The organism is Klebsiella sp. JB_Kp031, assembly GCF_040064295.1.
GTDB lineage: Bacteria > Pseudomonadota > Gammaproteobacteria > Enterobacterales > Enterobacteriaceae > Klebsiella > Klebsiella quasipneumoniae.
The window spans coordinates 1-17,385 of the sequence record NZ_JBEAJW010000038.1; the positions used below are offsets into that span (position 1 = coordinate 1).

The window sequence follows — 17,385 nt, forward strand, 5'->3', positions numbered from 1 at the left end:
GCGCTTGCATGGCATGCAAGAGGTCAGCGGTTCGATCCCGCTTAGCTCCACCAAAATTCAGAACCCTCGCTTCGGCGGGGGTTTTTGTTTTTATCTATTTTCATGTAAAGCATTTTCTGCTTAAGTCAGTTAATCTCCAGCAATTAAAATCGAAAGTAATTTCAGACTTTTTCCTGATAAATCACCTTGCCTGCCCTAAATAAGCAACATAACATTTCCCCCATTAAACGTAATGAGGTTGCCGGAGTTTTAATTAACAATAATGGTTGATAAAATTAACATTAATATCAAAAAAACTCTGTTGGCCTTTATCGTCTGTTTAGTCGCTATTCCGCTGGCTCGTTTTATTTCACCGCAAACGGTTATTGATGGCAATCTTATTTATATTGCCTGGCTGCCCATTAGCGTGATGTTTTCTGTTATTTTTATCTTTGGCCGCTATGCGATTGCGCCATTAATCCTCGCATTTGCCATCACCAATTGCTTTCTTATTAAATTAACGCTACCGCAGGCGCTTATCTTACTCTTTTGTCAGCTGTTTGCGGTGTTCTTCTCCTGCGCTATTCTAAGACTGATGGTGGGTAAGCGCTGGCGCTGTGGCCCGACGGCAAAACATATGGGAGCGCGGATCTTCTGGGGCGGCTTCTTCGCGCCGGTGCTGCTGAAACTCACCATGTACCTTGCCGGGCAATATTTTGCTTTTCCCTTATCTATTACCAGCTATTTTGGCAGTATGCCATTGATTTATACCGTAATAGATATTCAAAGTTTAATCAGCGCGGCATTAATTTTTACCACTTTTTTATATTATCCAATGCGGATGATTATCAATCCACGCTACGCCCGACGTTTCTGGCGGCAGGAATGTTTACCGTGGCTGGCAGCAAAATATCGTTCCTTTACGCTATATTGGTTTATTGCGCTGGCGGTGATATTAACGCTATTGTGTGCGCCGTATCAGTCTGAATTTATTGCCGGTTATTTAGTTCCGGTGATTTTTATCGTCTACTTTATCGGGATTAGCCGAATTGGTCATGCGCTGCTGCGTATTTCATGGTCGGTCTCGGCTTTTTTACTGGTGGTGTATAACAAAAACTTTCTCCAGGGCGTCCAAAGCGAGTATTCATTATCCTTTGTGCTCTCAGTGCTGATCTCCTTTACTATCTGTTTGTTTTATATGGCAGACACCTATGCCCGTAGCGACCGCAATAAACGCCGCTGGCGTAGTCAGGCGGAAGAAGATCCGCTGACTGGCTTGCCTAACCTGCGCGCGCTGGAGAGCCATTTACAGAGCTGTCCGCAGCAGGTTATCTGCAGCCTGCGTATTCATAATCTCGACTTTCTCAGCAGGCACTATGGCCTGATGATGGGGGTGGACTGTAAACGGCAGATAATTCGGGCGCTGCAACCGCTGCTGGGGGCAGCGGATAAAGTTTTCCAGGTGCCGGGCAGCGAGCTGATCCTCGTGCTTGACGGACCGGAGCCTTCGTCCCGTTTGCACCATATGGTCGCGGTTCTCAACCACAAAAAATTCAGCTGGCACAATCAGCCGCTGGATCTGGAGTTTGGCGCGGCCTGGGGCCGCGACGACGGTCAGCGCGAAGGGCTTCACCAGATGCTGGGTCAGCTAAGCTGGCTTTCCGAACAGGCGGGTAGCGAACGTCGGGTGCTGGCCCTGGATGAGGAGCAGGAGCTGGTGGTGGATCAAACCACCGAACAGGTGCGCCTCCTCATGCGCGTCAAGCAGGTGCTTAAAGAGCGGGCGCTGATGCTCTATGCGCAGCCGATTCATAACAGGGAAGGGGAGGGATATCATGAGATCCTCACCCGCATGCGCTGTGGCGATAGCGTCATTATGCCCGATCAGTTTATCCCGTTGATTGTGCAGTTTAACCTCAGCCAACGTTTCGACATGCTGGTGCTGGAGACCTTGTTCAGCGTGCTTCATCAGCACCCTGGCCAGCGATTCTCGGTCAATCTGCTGCCTGCAACTCTAATGCAAAAGGACAGCGCCGCGCAGATTATCGCGCTGTTTCAACGCTATGCGGTCTCACCAGGCCTTATCACTATTGAAGTCACTGAAGAGCAGGCCTTCTCCAATGCCGACATCAGCCAGCAAAATCTTGAAGCGCTGCGCGCGTTTGGCTGCGCCATCGCCATTGATGACTTTGGCACCGGGTATGCGAACTATGAACGACTGAAGCATCTGCAGGCCGATATCATCAAGATTGACGGCTGCTTCGTTCGCGACATCCTCACTGACCCGCTGGATGCCATTATGGTGAAATCGATTGTTGAGATGGCGCGGGCGAAACAGATGAGCGTGGTGGCGGAATATGTCGAAAGCGAACCGCAAAAAGCGCGCTTGCTGGAGCTGGGGGTGAATTATCTGCAGGGCTACCTGGTGGGCAAGCCCCGGCCGCTGGGCGAATGACGGGTAAAAAAAAGCCGGGCATTGCCCGGCTCAGAGGACTGGCGCCTGTTACAGAACCAGAGCCGCAATTGAAGCAGACAGTACGCTGACCAGCGTGGAGCCGTAAACCAGCTTCAGACCGAAGCGTGAAACCACGTTGCCCTGTTCTTCGTTCAGACCCTTAATCGCCCCGGCGATGATGCCGATAGACGAGAAATTGGCGAAGGAGACCAGGAAGATAGAGATAATGCCTTCCGCACGCGGGGAGAGCGTCGAGGCGATTTTCTGCAGATCCATCATGGCGACGAATTCATTGGAGACCAGCTTGGTGGCCATAATACTACCCACCTGCAGCGCTTCGCTTGCCGGCACACCCATCACCCAGGCGACCGGGTAGAAGATATAGCCAAGGATCCCCTGGAAGGAGATGCTGTAGCCGAACCAGCCGGTGACGGTAGCGAACAGGGCGTTCAGCGCGGAGATCAGCGCGATGAAGCCGATCAGCATCGCCGCCACGATAATCGCAACTTTAAAGCCCGCCAGAATGTATTCGCCCAGCATCTCGAAGAAGCTTTGACCTTCGTGCAGATTCGACATCTGCAGATTTTCTTCACTCTCTTCCACGCGGTACGGGTTAATCAACGACAGCACGATAAAGGTGCTGAACATGTTGAGCACCAGCGCCGCGACGACGTACTTCGGCTGCAGCATGGTCATATACGCGCCGACGATGGACATCGATACGGTGGACATCGCGGTCGCCGCCATGGTGTACATACGGTTGCGCGACATTTTGCCGAGAATATCTTTATAGGCAATAAAGTTTTCCGACTGGCCGAGGATCAGCGAGCTGACGGCGTTGAAGGACTCCAGTTTGCCCATGCCGTTGATTTTCGACAGCACGGTACCGATGGCGCGGATAACAATCGGCAGGATGCGAATATGCTGCAAAATACCGATCAAAGCGGAAATGAAGACGATAGGGCACAGAACCTTAAGGAAGAAGAAGGCCAGACCTTTGTCGTTCATGCTGCCGAACACGAAGTTTGTCCCTTCGTTGGCAAAGCCGAGAAGTTTTTCAAACATCTCGGAGAAGCCTTTCACAAAACCCAGACCAATATCGGAGTTCAGGAAGAACCAGGCCAGCAGGACTTCAATGACAAGCAGTTGAACAACATAACGAATACGGATCTTTTTACGGTCATGACTGACCAACAGGGCCAGTATAGCCACCACAACGATCGCGAGGACAAAATGCAAGACGCGGTCCATAGTTGCTCCAAATATGAGGCAGGTTAAATTTCCGTGCACATTCTATGCAACGGCTTTAAAGAAAACGAGATCAATTGCACACTATTGCAAGGAACTGTGACCAATGGCAAAAATAGTGATCAAACATCCACTTTTGTTATGTTACGTAAAGGTTTTAAAAGTTGCATTCTTGTACTACTCTTAATATTTGGCGCGATCGGATTTTCTGACGCCCTTTTCCATATCCGGCCAGCAATTGTTCCCTCCTATCACAGCAATTATTATCTCCATTCTAAATGAACTTGATAATCATTCGCATTTTGATAGCATGAAACATAGCAAAGGCTATATTTCCAGAGGCAGAAGATGACTAGCAGTCGCGTTGAGAATAGCAGTAGTCGCGCCGCGCGCAAGGTGAAGCTCGCCTTAATGGGGCCCGCTTTCGTCGCTGCCATTGGCTATATCGATCCGGGTAATTTCGCCACGAATATTCAGGCTGGCGCCAGCTTTGGCTATCAGCTGCTGTGGGTCGTAGTATGGGCCAACCTGATGGCGATGCTGATCCAAGTGCTCTCTGCCAAACTGGGCATTGCCACCGGTAAAAACCTGGCCGAGCAGATCCGCGACCATTACCCGCGCCCGGTGGTGTGGTTTTATTGGGTACAGGCGGAAATCATCGCCATGGCCACCGATCTGGCCGAATTTATCGGCGCTGCGATTGGCTTTAAGCTGGTGCTGGGCGTATCGCTTCTGCAAGGGGCGGTGCTGACCGGAGTGGCGACCTTCCTGATCCTGATGCTGCAGCGGCGCGGGCAAAAACCGCTGGAGAAGGTGATTGGCGGCTTGCTGCTGTTTGTTGCCGTCGCCTATGTCGTTGAATTGATCTTTTCCCAGCCCGCGCTGGCTCCCCTGACCAAAGGGCTGGCGATCCCTACGCTGCCCAACGGCGAGGCGGTATTCTTAGCCGCCGGGGTGCTGGGGGCCACTATTATGCCGCACGTGATCTACTTACACTCCTCGCTTACTCAGCATCTGCACGGCGGGACGCGAAAAGAACGCTATAACGCGACCCGCTGGGATGTGGCGATCGCCATGACCATTGCGGGGTTCGTTAACCTGGCGATGATGGCGACCGCCGCGGCGGCATTCCACTTCAACGGCCATACCGGCGTCGCCGATCTCGATCAGGCTTACAGAACGCTGGAGCCACTCCTGAGCCACGCGGCGGCGACCATCTTTGGCCTCAGCCTGGTCGCTGCAGGTTTATCCTCGACGGTGGTGGGAACTCTCGCAGGTCAGGTGGTCATGCAGGGCTTCATCCGCTTTCATATTCCGCTGTGGTTTCGCCGGGCGGTCACCATGCTGCCGTCGTTTGTCGTCATTCTGCTGGGACTGGATCCAACGCGTATTCTGGTGATGAGTCAGGTGTTGCTCAGCTTTGGTATTGCGCTTGCCCTGGTGCCGCTGCTGATATTTACCAGCAATGCAAAGCTAATGGGAGACCTGGTGAATACCCGTTGGGTGAGAGGCATCGGCTGGGCGATAGTCGCCATTGTGGTGAGCCTGAACGGCTGGTTAATTGTGGGATCGCTGCTCGGGGTGGATTGATGACTTCCTGCTGCGGAATAAAGCAAAGGGAGCCGATGGGCTCCCCTTTTCGTCTGTTAGTGATGGCCATGTCCATGACCGTGACCGCGTCCGCCGGGACCACGTCCCCAGCCGCCGCGATGGTCGTCGCGGTCGCTCCAGCCCGCGCGATAGCCGCGCTCCCAGGCTTTATCTCTGCCTTTGTACCAGCCTTTGTGCCAGCCGTTGTCATGACGATGCCAACGGTTATCACGCCATTCATAGTGACGACGCCAGTAATCACGGTCGCGCCAGCCGCCACCGTCCCAGTAGTTACCGTAATTGTCACGATCGCCTATTTGTAATTTTACCGATGGCAGCAGGGTGATTTCACCAGCGTTAGCGACTAGTGGCGCTGCGGCCAGCAGTACTGCTGCCAGAATCAGTGACCTGAACATACTCTTCTCCTTCACGATCGGGGCCGTAAGCGGCCTGTTAACCTGATATTACGGGCCGGTAAAGACCCGTCGCATCGGACGAACTCCGAAAGCGCAGAAAAGAGCACTTTTTGCTAAAGTAACATTTGCTTTACAGCGCCAGGATGGCATCAATCGCCGCGCACTCCCCGGCGCTGAAATGACGGTTTTTCAGCATCCCAACCGCATCATCCAACTGGGCGGTTTTGCTGGCGCCGATCAGCACGGAGGTGACTTTCTCCTCGCGCAGCACCCAGGCCAGCGCCATCTGCGACAGCTTCTGCCCGCGGGCTTCCGCCAGCGTATTCAGCTGACGAATTTTTTCTAATTTGGCGCTGGTCAGTTGCTCCGGCTGCAGAAAACGACTGCTGCTGGCGGCGCGTGAGTCTGCCGGAATGCCGTTAAGATAGCGGTCGGTTAGCTGCCCGCCGGCCAGCGGTGAAAACGCTATACTTCCCACCCCTTCGGTCTGCAAAAAATCCAGTAATCCCCCTTCCACACCGCGTTCAAACATGGAGTAGCGAGGCTGGTGAATGACGCAGGGGGTGCCGAGGTCGTTAAGGATTTTCACCGCTTCTCGCGCCTGGGCGAGCGGATAGTTAGAGAGGCCGACGTACAACGCTTTACCCTGGCGGACAAGATGATCGAGCGCGCGCATCGTTTCCGTCAGCGGTGTCTCCGGGTCCGGGCGGTGATGATAAAAAATATCGACATACTCCAGCCCCATGCGCCGCAGGCTCTGGTTCAGACTGGCCACCAGGTATTTGCGTGAACCCCAGTCGCCGTAAGGGCCGTCCCACATGGTGTAACCCGCTTTGGTGGAGATGATCAACTCATCGCGATAGGGCAGGAGGGCCTCTTTAAGGATGCGGCCAAAATTGCTCTCCGCCGAGCCCGGCGGCGGCCCATAATTATTGGCCAGGTCGAAATGGGTAATGCCGAGATCAAACGCGTGCAGGAGCATCTGCCGGCTGGTTTCCACCCGCGTTTCATCGCCAAAGTTATGCCACAGACCGAGAGAAATAGCCGGGAGCTGAAGGCCGCTGCGCCCGCAGCGACGATAGGCCATCGTTTGATATCGCGTGGTGCTTGCCTGGTAAACCATTCTTCCTCCGCAGATAAAACAAGGTGTGTATACGTTTACACTAATCAATGTTTTGCGTGGAGTACACCGCTTTTTAGGCGTAACTATTGCTTTACACCGGCTTTATCGTCCCCCTTCTGGACAGGCGGATCGCTTATTCAATACTCAAATTACACCTGCACCAAAATGAGGATAATGGACATGCAACCGACCTACACTATTGGGGATTATCTGCTGGATCGCCTCGTTGACTGCGGTATTGACCGCTTGTTCGGCGTACCAGGAGATTACAACTTACAGTTTCTCGATCGCGTCATTGCGCACAGCGCCTTGGGGTGGGTCGGCTGCGCCAACGAGCTGAATGCGGCCTATGCTGCTGACGGTTACGCACGCATTAAGGGGGCCGGCGCGTTACTAACAACCTACGGCGTCGGCGAACTAAGCGCCTTGAACGGCGTGGCGGGAAGCTATGCGGAGCATATTCCGGTATTACATATCGTCGGTGCGCCCTCCACTGGCGCTCAGCAGCGCGGCGAACTGCTGCATCACACCCTGGGTGACGGCGATTTCCGCCATTTTGCGCGAATGAGCGAGCAGATCACCTGTAGCCAGGCGCTGCTGACCGCTGGCAACGCCTGCCATGAAATCGACCGTGTTCTGCGCGATATGCTGACGCATCATCGACCCGGCTATCTGATGTTGCCGGCCGATGTCGCCAGAGCGGCAGCGATTGCCCCAGCGCAGCGCTTGCTGGTGGAGGCCGCTCCGGCGGATCAAAACCAGCTCGCCGGATTCTGCGAACATGCCAGCCGCCTGCTGCGGGGCAGTCGACGCATTTCCCTGCTGGCGGACTTCCTCGCGCAACGCTATGGCCTGCAGAACACGCTCCGGGAGTGGGTAGCGAAAACCCCCGTCGCCCACGCCACCATGCTCATGGGCAAGGGGCTGTTCGATGAGCAGCAGAGAGGTTTTGTCGGCACCTACAGCGGCATCGCCAGCGCGCCGCAGACCCGGGAGGCTATCGAAAACGCCGACACCATCATCTGCATTGGGACGCGCTTCACCGACACTATCACCGCAGGATTCACCCAGCATCTGGCGCGGGAGAAGACGATAGAGATCCAGCCTTTCGCGGTCAGGGTGGGCGATCACTGGTTCAGCGGCGTGCCGATGGATCAAGCCCTGGCTGCGCTGATGTCCCTTTCCGCACCGCTGGCGGCGGAGTGGGCGGCGCCTCAGGTCGTGGCGCCGGAAGTGGAAGAGGAGGGCGAAGGCGAGTTAACCCAGAAGAATTTCTGGTCGACAGTGCAGGATGCGCTGCGCCCCGGCGATATTATCCTCGCCGATCAGGGGACGGCGGCATTTGGCATCGCGGCGCTTAAGCTCCCCTCTGAGGCATCGCTGATCGTCCAGCCGCTGTGGGGATCGATTGGTTTTACCCTCCCGGCCGCCTATGGCGCGCAAACCGCGGCGGCAGAGCGGCGGGTGGTGCTGATCGTCGGCGATGGCGCCGCCCAGCTGACGATTCAGGAAATGGGCTCTATGCTGCGCGATAAACAAAAGCCGCTTATTCTGCTGCTGAATAACGAAGGGTATACCGTAGAACGGGCGATTCACGGTCCGGAGCAGCGCTACAATGATATTGCCCTGTGGGACTGGCGGCGCCTGCCGGAAGCCTTCGCCCCGGACGTTGCCTCGCGCTGCTGGCGGGTTACGCACACTGCTGAGCTACGGGAGGCGATGGCGGAGAGTATCACCTCCGATACTCTCACCCTGGTGGAAGTGATGCTGCCGAAAATGGATATCCCCGATTTCCTGCGCGCGGTGACGCAGGCGCTGGAGGAACGAAACAGCCGCGTTTAGTCGGTATGGTGTCTGGCAATCATTAAGGGCCTCCCGGCCAGCAGCAGCCAGGCCGGGAGCATCACAATGCACAGCAGCGGCAGCAGCGTGGTGTCCGGAACCACCACAGCGGCCATAAACAGGCTCAGCCAGCCGTCGCGGGTGACGACCAGCACCATGCCGAGGATCGCGCAGGAGACGGTAATTGCCGCCGGCACGGCGTCCACGTGGGCATGCAGCATCAGCCCCAGCGCCACGCCGACGAAGACCGCGGGGAAAATCCGCCCACCGCGAAAGCCGCAGGCCGAGGCGAGAACCAGCGCAGCCAGTTTGACCAGCGCAATGAGCAGATAATCCGAGGCGGTCAGCGTCTGGCTGAAGGCCAACTGCTGCATCTCATCCAGCCCCTTAAACAGCGTTAAATGTCCGCCAATGGTTCCAAGGATCCCTAACAGCAAGCCGCCGAGGCCCAGCGTCAGGATTGGGTTTTTCAGGCGATGCATCAGCGTGTGCAGGCGCGGCAGACACCAGACGGCGACCATACCGACAGCGATAGCGATCAGGGCGACGATCATGCCGCTGACGATATCGACGAAGTGCATCTGGCTATAGTGCGCGATCGGCAGCGTGAAGTGGGGGTGGAAAAACAGCCCGGTCGTCAGCGCGCCCGCGGCGGCGGCAAGCATCGGGGCAAACAGACGATCCCACAGCGGCGACTCGTTGCTGCTGTTCAGGGTTTGCGAAAAAATCAGCGCGGCGGCCACCGGGGTGCCGAAGAGGGCGCCGATGGTGCCTGAGGCCGCGAGAATGGTCCAGTCCAGAGAGCTGACCCGGGGGAACAGTCGGGAGCCGACGGCGACGGCCAGCGCAATATTCACCACCATAATTGGATGCTCCGGGCCCAGGCTGACGCCGCCGGCGAGGCCAAGGATCAGCGCCGCCAGCAGCCCGGGCAGCGCGCCGGTGGCAATAGGCGCGCCGATTAACGACTCGGTCGCCGGGTCCGGCCCGGCGTGCCCCGGGCTGTAACGGACGACCAGGCCCACCGCGATCCCCGTCGCCGTGAGAATGGCGATGATCCACAGCGGGTTGTCGGCGCTCACCCCAAACTGCACAGGCAGATCGCTCCACAGGATGCGCTGCAGCAACGCGGCAACTTTCATCGCGCCGATCAGGATGAAACTGGAGGCGATGCCAATCAGGATAGCTGGCACCGACAGGATCAGCATTGTTCTGGCGCGAGGATGGAGCATGAAAATGTCCTTGTTAAAGTTCAGGAGCACTACTTTGCCTTTGTCGACGGGGACCGTCGATGCAAATGGTGCTGAAACGATAAAGTTAAGGCGGCGTCTGATACCCGTGGCCTCGTTAATAGGCTACTTTGCATTGATTACAAACTAAATGTGACCTGTGTCGCTAAACAAGGGGCGTCCGCGAGTTGGACGTTGTTGTTAAGCCGCCATGAATTTACAGTGTGCCAAAAGATTTATTTTGACTTTAGCGGAGCCGTAACGGAATGACAAAATTTGCTTTAGTAGGAGATGTCGGGGGGACCAACGCCCGCCTGGCGCTGTGTGATCTGGCGAGCGGAGAGATCTCTCGTGCAAAGACCTATTCCGGGCTCGATTACCCCAGTCTGGAGGCGGTGGTGCGCGTCTATCTCGAGGAGCATCAGGTGACGGTCAGCGAAGGCTGTATCGCCATCGCTTGCCCGATCACCGGCGACTGGGTGGCGATGACCAACCATACCTGGGCCTTCTCCATCGCCGAGATGAAGCGCAACCTTGGCTTTGCGCACCTGGAGATTATTAACGATTTCACCGCCGTTTCAATGGCCATCCCGATGCTGAAAGCTGAGCACCTGATTCAGTTCGGCGGCAGCGCGCCGGTAGCCGGCAAACCGATCGCCGTTTATGGCGCCGGAACCGGGCTGGGCGTAGCCCATCTGGTGCACGTTGATAAGCGTTGGGTCAGCCTGCCTGGCGAAGGCGGCCATGTCGATTTTGCGCCGAACAGTGAAGAAGAGGGCATTATTCTGGAAGAGCTGCGCGCTGAACTGGGGCACGTCTCCGCAGAACGCGTGCTCTCGGGGCCTGGTCTGGTCAACCTCTATCGCGCGATAGTCAAATCGGATGGTCGACTGCCGGAGAACCTGCAGCCGCGTGAGGTCACCGAGCGGGCGCTGGCGGATAGCTGCACCGACTGTCGCCGGGCGCTGTCGCTGTTCTGCGTCATTATGGGGCGCTTCGGTGGAAACCTGGCGCTGACCCTGGGGACGTTTGGCGGCGTGTATATCGCCGGCGGCATCGTGCCGCGCTTCCTGGAGTTCTTTAAAGTCTCCGGCTTCCGCGGCGGTTTTGAGGATAAAGGCCGATTTAAAGCCTATGTCCAGGATATCCCGGTTTACCTGATCGTGCATGACAACCCAGGCCTGCTGGGCTCCGGCGCGCATCTGCGTCAGACGCTGGGTCAGGTGCTGTAAGCGCATTCCTCCCGGGCTACCGCCGTAGCCCGGCAAGGCGGGGCTCCCCGTCGTCTACAGATTCATCAGCTGGCGAAACTCTTTCACTTTACTGCGACTGACCGGAACCTGAAACTCCAGGTCGCGCAGGCGTAGCACGTAGGTATTGTTAAACCATGGCTCAATTTCACGAATTTTGCTGAGATTCACACAGTACGAGCGGTGACAGCGAAAGAAATGTGCGGTGGGCAGTTTGCTGCAGAATTCGGTAATGTTCATCGGCATGACGAAAGACTCCCGGCGAGTGTAGACGAAGGTCATCTTCTCGTGTGCCTCTGCATAATAGATATCATGGATACTGGTGACGATGATCCGTTCATCTTTTATCAGATTGATGGTGTCGTTTTCCCGAGGCGCCGCGCTGGCTAGCCCGGAGGCGGCGTTATTTTGCTGCTGCCAGGCGGCGGTCAGCTTCTGCAGCATATTGATGATGCGCGACTCCTGGTAGGGCTTGAGGATGTAGTCAAACGCCTCAAGCTCAAAGGCTTCCACGGCGTGTTCTTTCCACGCGGTGATAAAAACGATAAAAGGCTTATGGGCGAACTGGCTGATGTTCTGCGCCAGCAGAACGCCGTCCAGCGACGGAATATTGATATCGAGAAAGATGGCGTCGACCTTGTTGTGCTGGAGAAATTTCAGCACGTCCAGACCGTCGTCAAAGCTGCCGACGATCTCCATCTGGCTGTGGGTGTTGATAAGCCAGGTGAGCTCCTGTTGGGCCAGAAACTCATCCTCCACAATGATAACTTTCATCTTTTCTCCGCTCATGACAACAGAGACTCCGTCAGCGCCTGCGGCGTAGAGTGATTGGGGACATAAAAGGCGATTTCCGTTCCTGGCGTCAGGGTGCGGATATGCAGCCCCTCGCCGTAGAGCAGTTTCACCCGATGATGAACGTTGAGCAGGCCGATTTTGTTACCTGGCATTTCATCGGCTTCCACGCGGGCGACCACGGCGGGATCGATGCCGTTGCCGGTGTCGCGAACGCTGATGCGAACCCGATTGCCGCACTCATTGATGCCAATCGTCACCACCCCTTTCCCTTTACACGGCTGAATGCCGTGCACAATGGCATTTTCCACCAGGGGCTGGATAAGCAGGCTCGGGATCACGCAGCTGACGTCGTCGTCAATATCATAGATGACCGTCAGTTTGTCGCCGAATCGCGCCTGTTCAATGGCGATGTAATCTTTGATCTGATACAGCTCTCGTTTGATATCGATCTGCTCATCGTCTTTTAATTCGATGTTATAGCGCAGATAGCGCGACAGATTAAAAATGAGCTGGCGCGCGGTGTCCGGATTAAGGCGAATCGAGGAGGAGATCGCGTTCAGGGCATTGAATAAAAAGTGTGGGTTAATCTTGCTTTGCAGAGCGCGCAGCTCCGCTTTGTTGGCCATCTCCCGCAGCTGTTCGGCGCGGGAAACCTCCAGCTGGGTGGAGATGATTTGTGACAGGCCAATCGCCATCTCCTGCAGCGTCGAGGTGATGCGATGGGCGTGGCAGTAATAGATTTTTAGCGTGCCGGTGACCACCCCCTTTTCCCACAGCGGGATGACCATTAAGGAGTGGATCTCCGGCGTGCGGTGGGCTTCGTCATTGTTTTTTATAATGATCTTTCCATAACGAATGGCCTGTCGGGTAGTGGGGCTGATGACATCGTCATGGTGTTGATAGTTGGCTTCACCGACGCCCACGTAGGCCAGCACGTGTTCCGTATTGGTGATTGCCACCGCGTCGGCGGTAATGTCGCGGCGGATGATGTCGCAAACCTGGCGCAGAGAATCGCTGTTGACCTGACGGAACAGCGGCAGGGTTTTGTTGGCAATGTCGAGCGCCAGTTTCGCCTGCCGCGCGGCGCTGGCCTCCTTTTCCCCTTCCACGCTCTGCACCAGCAGCACGATAAAGCCGATGCAGACGCTGCCAAGGATCATCGGGATACCAATTTTCGAGACGATATCCAGGCCGAGGCTCAGAGAGGGCGCCCAGACTATCACCAGGATCATGGTCAGGGTCTCGCAGACCATGCCGGCCAGAATGCCGATTTTCCAGCGTTGATCGCGGGCCACCTTGCGGTTAATCAACCCCGACAGCAGACCGGCGATGATGCTGGTGATAAAGCAGGGTACGGCGGTCACGCCGTCAATATCAATCAGATAGCGGTGCACACCGGCAATCACCCCGACAATGGCTCCCACCCATGGGCCAAACAGGATCCCGCCGGACATCACGGCGATGATACGCACGTTTACCAGCGATCCTTCCACCGGCACACCGGACCAGGTACTGAAGAGCGCGAACAGCGAGAAGATGGCGGTGACAGCCAGCAGCTCTTTCGGCGTATGCGCTGATTTATGCAGCAGTTCGCGGAACAGGCGCAGGCGAATAAGGAAAAACAGGCAAATAAGCATCAGGGCCGCACGATCATAGACCGCCAGCATCATAGTAAAGATTTCGTGCATGGGTGCGCCGCGTCAGTGGCCAGAAAAGGACATGATAAAAAACCTGACGACAGAAGACCAGCCGCAGAAAAATAATGAGGAAAAGACACACTTTTAAAAGGGGATTGAATCATGGCAAGGCGACAAACCGCTAGACAGCAGGGGAAACGATAAATACCCGTGATAGAAAAGATATCAATATGTTACCACTTGCATACAAAACGGTATTCATCCCGCGGCGTACTGCCGTATTTAGCGCAGACGATACCCGTTTTTAACGCCAGTGATTATTTTTCGTCAGGGCACTCGACAACGTGTTTTTTTTCAGGTTATTTTCTAAACGAGCCGCAACAGCGGCAGCGTCGCTCGGACGGTCCGGGCGCTAACGTTAATCAGAGGAACCTATGGCTGAATCCAGTCCTGAACGCCGTTTTACGCGTATCGATCGTCTCCCCCCGTACGTTTTTAATATTACTGCCGAACTGAAAATGGCTGCGCGCCGGCGCGGCGAAGATATTATCGATTTCAGTATGGGCAATCCCGATGGCGCGACGCCGCCGCATATCGTGGAAAAACTCTGCACCGTCGCGCAGCGGCCTGACACCCATGGTTACTCTACCTCGCGGGGGATCCCACGCCTGCGTCGCGCTATTTCGCGCTGGTATGAAGAACGCTATAACGTCGATATCGATCCGGAATCGGAAGCGATTGTCACCATTGGTTCGAAAGAGGGGCTGGCGCACCTGATGCTGGCGACGCTGGATCATGGCGACACCGTGCTGGTGCCGAACCCCAGCTATCCGATCCATATCTACGGCGCGGTGATTGCCGGGGCGCAGGTGCGCTCGGTGCCGCTGGTGGAAGGGGTGGATTTCTTTAACGAACTGGAACGCGCCATCCGCGAGAGCTATCCAAAGCCGAAGATGATGATCCTTGGCTTTCCCTCGAATCCAACCGCGCAGTGCGTCGAGCTGGATTTCTTTGAAAAGGTTGTCGCCCTGGCGAAGCAGTATGACATCCTGGTCGTCCACGATCTGGCCTATGCCGATATCGTGTATGACGGCTGGAAAGCGCCCTCCATTATGCAGGTGCCCGGCGCGCGCGATGTCGCCGTCGAGTTCTTTACCCTGTCGAAAAGCTATAACATGGCCGGCTGGCGCATTGGCTTTATGGTCGGCAATAAGACCCTGGTGAACGCGCTCGCCCGCATCAAAAGCTACCATGACTACGGCACGTTTACGCCGCTGCAGGTGGCGGCGATCGCGGCCCTGGAGGGCGATCAGCAATGCGTGCGGGATATCGCGGAACAGTATAAGCGCCGCCGCGATGTGCTGGTGAAAGGGCTCCACGAGGCCGGCTGGATGGTTGAGTGTCCGAAGGCGTCCATGTACGTCTGGGCGAAAATTCCGGAACCTTATGCCGACATGGGCTCGCTGGAGTTTGCGAAAAAGCTGCTTAACGAAGCGAAGGTTTGCGTCTCTCCGGGGATTGGCTTTGGCGATTATGGCGATACCCATGTCCGCTTCGCGCTGATCGAGAACCGGGACCGGACGCGTCAGGCGATCCGCGGCATCAAGGCGATGTTCCGCGCTGATGGCTTACTGCCCGCTGCGAGCTAGCGCTTCGGCGAATACGCTATAACAAAAACGGGAGCCTGTGGGCTCCCGTTTTTTTGACACCGCTGCAGTCTAGATCATCAGGGCAAAAGTACCGGCCCAAACGATGACCATAAAAGAGAGACCCATAAAGAAGTATTTCACGACTCATCACTCCACGCGCTTATGCGACGTTCAAATGAATTAATTGTTCTGTTTTTCAAGGGCTGTCGCCGGTGAAATCTCACCCTGCGGCAGCTCGCAATTCTGTGCGTTTAGTGCTCCAGATGGCGCTAATGTACGCCTAAAAAATCAGGGAAACAAGGGGCATTTTTTTATTAATTTTTAGTTACTTACGAGTGTCGTGATTCGGCGACACATTAATTTCGCCCGGTAATAAATTTAGCGCCAGCGACGCTACCAAAACGGGTTTCTCGTTAGTGAGATTAGCGGGGCTAGTCAGGCTTGGCGCGCGGCATTCAGGTTGCCACGCGCCGCCGGTTTAATGCAGATCAGAGGCGCGCTGTCGCCACTCGGCCGGGTAGTGCGCTGGGATAAAGCGCAGCGTGAGCGCCATGAGTAACAGGACACAAAGCGCATGCCAGGACCAGTCAAGGGTGTAGTTCCCGCTCAGGCTACGCAGCAGGCCGGAAAGCCAGGGCGACAGGCCGGCGATGATAAATCCGATACCTTGCATAAAGGCTACCAGCCGGCCGGCCACCGTCGGTTGCCCGGCGTGATCGAGGGCCAGCACCAGGCACAGGGGAAACGCGCCGCCCAGACCCACGCCGCAGGCGAGGGCCCAAAGCGCTGGGAAGTGCTGCGGCAGCCAGATGAAGCCGCAGAACCCAATCAGCTGTAGCGCCAGAGCAAGCAGCAGAAGCTGGCGCCGGTCATCCTGGCGAGCCAGCGCCGGCAGCAGCAGCGCGCCTGCGGTTTGCCCAACCGTCAGCAGCGCCAGCAGCGAGCCGCTGTACTGGGCGCTGTCGCCAAGCTGCATATAGTAGGGCGGCAGCCAGGCGATTAGACTGGCGTAGCCGGCGTTGATCAGTCCGAAATAGAGTCCCAGCGTCCAGGCGCGGCGCTGGCCAATAATCGCCACCCGGGGCGCGGCGCTGGTCTGATGCGGGGCGCGGGGCAGGTGCCGACAAATCGCCAGCCAGCTGAACAGGGCGAGGAGGGCGGGGAGCGCCCACCAGGCCAGCGCATCCCGCCATGCTGTGCAATGCGACGCCAGCCATGGCGTAAACGCGGCGCCTAACCCGCCACCGCCCATTAGCGCCGCTGACCATAGCCCCATCACCAGCGGCGTCCGGCGGGCGAACAAGCGCTTAATTACCGCCGGGATGGCAGCCTGGATTATGCCGATGCCAACGCCTCCGGCCAGGGCGCTGGTGAGCAGTAGGCCGCTATTCGGAGCGATTTCCCGCAGCAGGGCGCCCGCCGCGATAATCAGCAGACTTAGCGCAATGCTACGGTTTTGACCGACATAACGATCGACCGAACCGGCGGCCAGCGCCAGCACGCCCATCGCTATCACCGGCAGGGCGGTCAGTAGCGCGGCCAGGGTATAGCTCATCCCGCTGGCGGCGCGGATCTCCGGAAGTAAAGGGCCGATGGAGGTGAGCAGCGGTCGCATATTTATGCCGATCAGCACCAGGATCCCCAGCGTCAGATTCTGTCGCAACACGGCTTTCATGGCTGCTGTTCCGCCCACCGCTGATAAACTGCCAGCCCCTCCGGCTGCGGGCGATGATGGATCGGCAACGTCTGCTGCGCCAGCGGCTGCTGCAACTGCTGATAAATCGCGGCGGTAGATAGCTGGAAAGGTTCTCCGTCCTGATTGCTGTTGGCGAAAAACACTTCCCGCACGCCGGTTAAATAGAGGGCGCTAAGACACATCGGGCAAGGTTGTCCGCTGGCGTAGATAACGCACTCGCGCAGAACCTCGCTCCCCAGCCTGGCGGCAATATCGCGGACGGCATTCAGTTCGGCATGCGCCGTTGGGTCGCCGCTTAGATGAAAGGTATTGACGGCTTCGGCGACAACCTCGTCATGGCGCACCAGCACGGCGCCAAAGGGACGACCGCCGTGGCTGATGTTGTGGTTTGCCAGCGTTAGGGCGCGCTGGAGATAGCGATCGTGAGCGGACATAGTCACTCCTGCATAAGATGCTGTTCAGGGAAAAAAAGGCAA

15 protein-coding genes are annotated in these 17,385 nt (G+C 56.6%); 6 read left to right on the top strand and 9 right to left on the bottom strand.

Features of this window, described 5'->3' with window-relative positions:
- The first annotated feature begins 262 nt into the window (after nucleotides 1-262).
- Nucleotides 263-2,434, top strand: a complete 2,172-nt coding sequence (locus ABLV64_RS17270) for an EAL domain-containing protein (protein ID WP_080841613.1) — start codon at nucleotides 263-265, stop codon at nucleotides 2,432-2,434.
- Between the two features lie 48 nt (nucleotides 2,435-2,482).
- Here ABLV64_RS17270 and nupC read toward each other — a convergent pair whose 3' ends face one another.
- Nucleotides 2,483-3,685 carry a nucleoside permease NupC gene (gene nupC, locus ABLV64_RS17275; protein ID WP_012540950.1) on the bottom strand — a complete coding sequence of 401 codons (1,203 nt, stop codon included), beginning with the start codon at nucleotides 3,683-3,685 and terminating at the stop codon, nucleotides 2,483-2,485.
- A gap of 345 nt (nucleotides 3,686-4,030) precedes the next feature.
- Between nupC and ABLV64_RS17280 the strand changes: the two genes are divergently transcribed.
- Nucleotides 4,031-5,272, top strand: a complete 1,242-nt coding sequence (locus ABLV64_RS17280; RefSeq protein ID WP_004202021.1) for an Nramp family divalent metal transporter — start codon at nucleotides 4,031-4,033, stop codon at nucleotides 5,270-5,272.
- A 56-nt stretch (nucleotides 5,273-5,328) separates the two neighbouring features.
- On the opposite strand, the gene ABLV64_RS17285 is transcribed toward ABLV64_RS17280, so the two are convergent.
- Nucleotides 5,329-5,688, bottom strand: a complete 360-nt coding sequence (locus ABLV64_RS17285; protein WP_023318845.1) for a DUF2502 domain-containing protein — start codon at nucleotides 5,686-5,688, stop codon at nucleotides 5,329-5,331.
- A 130-nt stretch (nucleotides 5,689-5,818) separates the two neighbouring features.
- A complete protein-coding gene (locus ABLV64_RS17290) occupies nucleotides 5,819-6,811 on the bottom strand; it encodes an aldo/keto reductase (RefSeq protein ID WP_348843046.1) in 993 nt (330 codons plus the stop codon).
- Between the two features lie 180 nt (nucleotides 6,812-6,991).
- Between ABLV64_RS17290 and ABLV64_RS17295 the strand changes: the two genes are divergently transcribed.
- The gene (locus ABLV64_RS17295; protein WP_004202025.1) at nucleotides 6,992-8,653 is read left to right on the top strand and encodes a thiamine pyrophosphate-binding protein; all 1,662 of its coding nucleotides are present in this window, start codon (nucleotides 6,992-6,994) and stop codon (nucleotides 8,651-8,653) included.
- Here ABLV64_RS17295 and ABLV64_RS17300 read toward each other — a convergent pair.
- Nucleotides 8,650-9,885 (bottom strand): ion channel protein, encoded by a 1,236-nt coding sequence (locus ABLV64_RS17300; RefSeq protein WP_348843045.1) that lies wholly within the window; start codon nucleotides 9,883-9,885, stop codon nucleotides 8,650-8,652. The genes ABLV64_RS17295 and ABLV64_RS17300 overlap by 4 nt on opposite strands.
- Before the next feature lie 263 nt (nucleotides 9,886-10,148).
- Here ABLV64_RS17300 and glk point away from each other — a divergent pair, with 263 nt between their 5' ends.
- Nucleotides 10,149-11,114, top strand: coding sequence for a glucokinase (gene glk, locus ABLV64_RS17305; RefSeq protein ID WP_348843044.1), 966 nt, complete (start codon nucleotides 10,149-10,151; stop codon nucleotides 11,112-11,114).
- Nucleotides 11,115-11,168: 54 nt separating this feature from the next.
- Here the strand turns inward: glk and ABLV64_RS17310 are convergent, their stop codons facing one another.
- Entirely contained in the window at nucleotides 11,169-11,906 is a 738-nt protein-coding gene (locus ABLV64_RS17310; protein ID WP_069135932.1) for a LytTR family DNA-binding domain-containing protein, read from the bottom strand.
- Between the two features lie 11 nt (nucleotides 11,907-11,917).
- Nucleotides 11,918-13,615: a sensor histidine kinase gene (locus ABLV64_RS17315; RefSeq protein ID WP_017899496.1), complete on the bottom strand. Its 1,698-nt coding sequence runs from the start codon at nucleotides 13,613-13,615 to the stop codon at nucleotides 11,918-11,920.
- Here ABLV64_RS17315 and ABLV64_RS17320 point away from each other — a divergent pair.
- Together ABLV64_RS17320 and alaC are read left to right on the top strand one after the other, a co-directional pair.
- Nucleotides 13,614-13,712, top strand: coding sequence for a hypothetical protein (locus ABLV64_RS17320; RefSeq protein ID WP_032431109.1), 99 nt, complete (start codon nucleotides 13,614-13,616; stop codon nucleotides 13,710-13,712). The two genes, ABLV64_RS17315 and ABLV64_RS17320, sit on opposite strands and share 2 nt — an antisense overlap.
- A 286-nt stretch (nucleotides 13,713-13,998) precedes the next feature.
- Complete coding sequence (alaC, locus tag ABLV64_RS17325; protein WP_004202031.1) at nucleotides 13,999-15,213, top strand: alanine transaminase; 1,215 nt, start codon at nucleotides 13,999-14,001, stop codon at nucleotides 15,211-15,213.
- A 69-nt stretch (nucleotides 15,214-15,282) separates the two neighbouring features.
- Here the strand turns inward: alaC and ypdK are convergent, their stop codons facing one another.
- The 3 genes from ypdK to ABLV64_RS17340 all read right to left on the bottom strand — a co-directional run bounded on the left by ypdK (nucleotide 15,283) and on the right by ABLV64_RS17340 (nucleotide 17,343).
- On the bottom strand, nucleotides 15,283-15,354 hold the full coding sequence (ypdK, locus tag ABLV64_RS17330; protein ID WP_099119320.1) for a membrane protein YpdK: 72 nt from the start codon (nucleotides 15,352-15,354) through the stop codon (nucleotides 15,283-15,285).
- A 337-nt stretch (nucleotides 15,355-15,691) separates the two neighbouring features.
- Complete coding sequence (locus tag ABLV64_RS17335) at nucleotides 15,692-16,888, bottom strand: CynX/NimT family MFS transporter (protein WP_017899497.1); 1,197 nt, start codon at nucleotides 16,886-16,888, stop codon at nucleotides 15,692-15,694.
- Complete coding sequence (locus ABLV64_RS17340) at nucleotides 16,885-17,343, bottom strand: nucleoside deaminase (protein WP_004202034.1); 459 nt, start codon at nucleotides 17,341-17,343, stop codon at nucleotides 16,885-16,887. Before ABLV64_RS17340 ends, ABLV64_RS17335 begins: the two co-directional genes overlap by 4 nt.
- Nucleotides 17,344-17,385 lie beyond the last annotated feature (42 nt).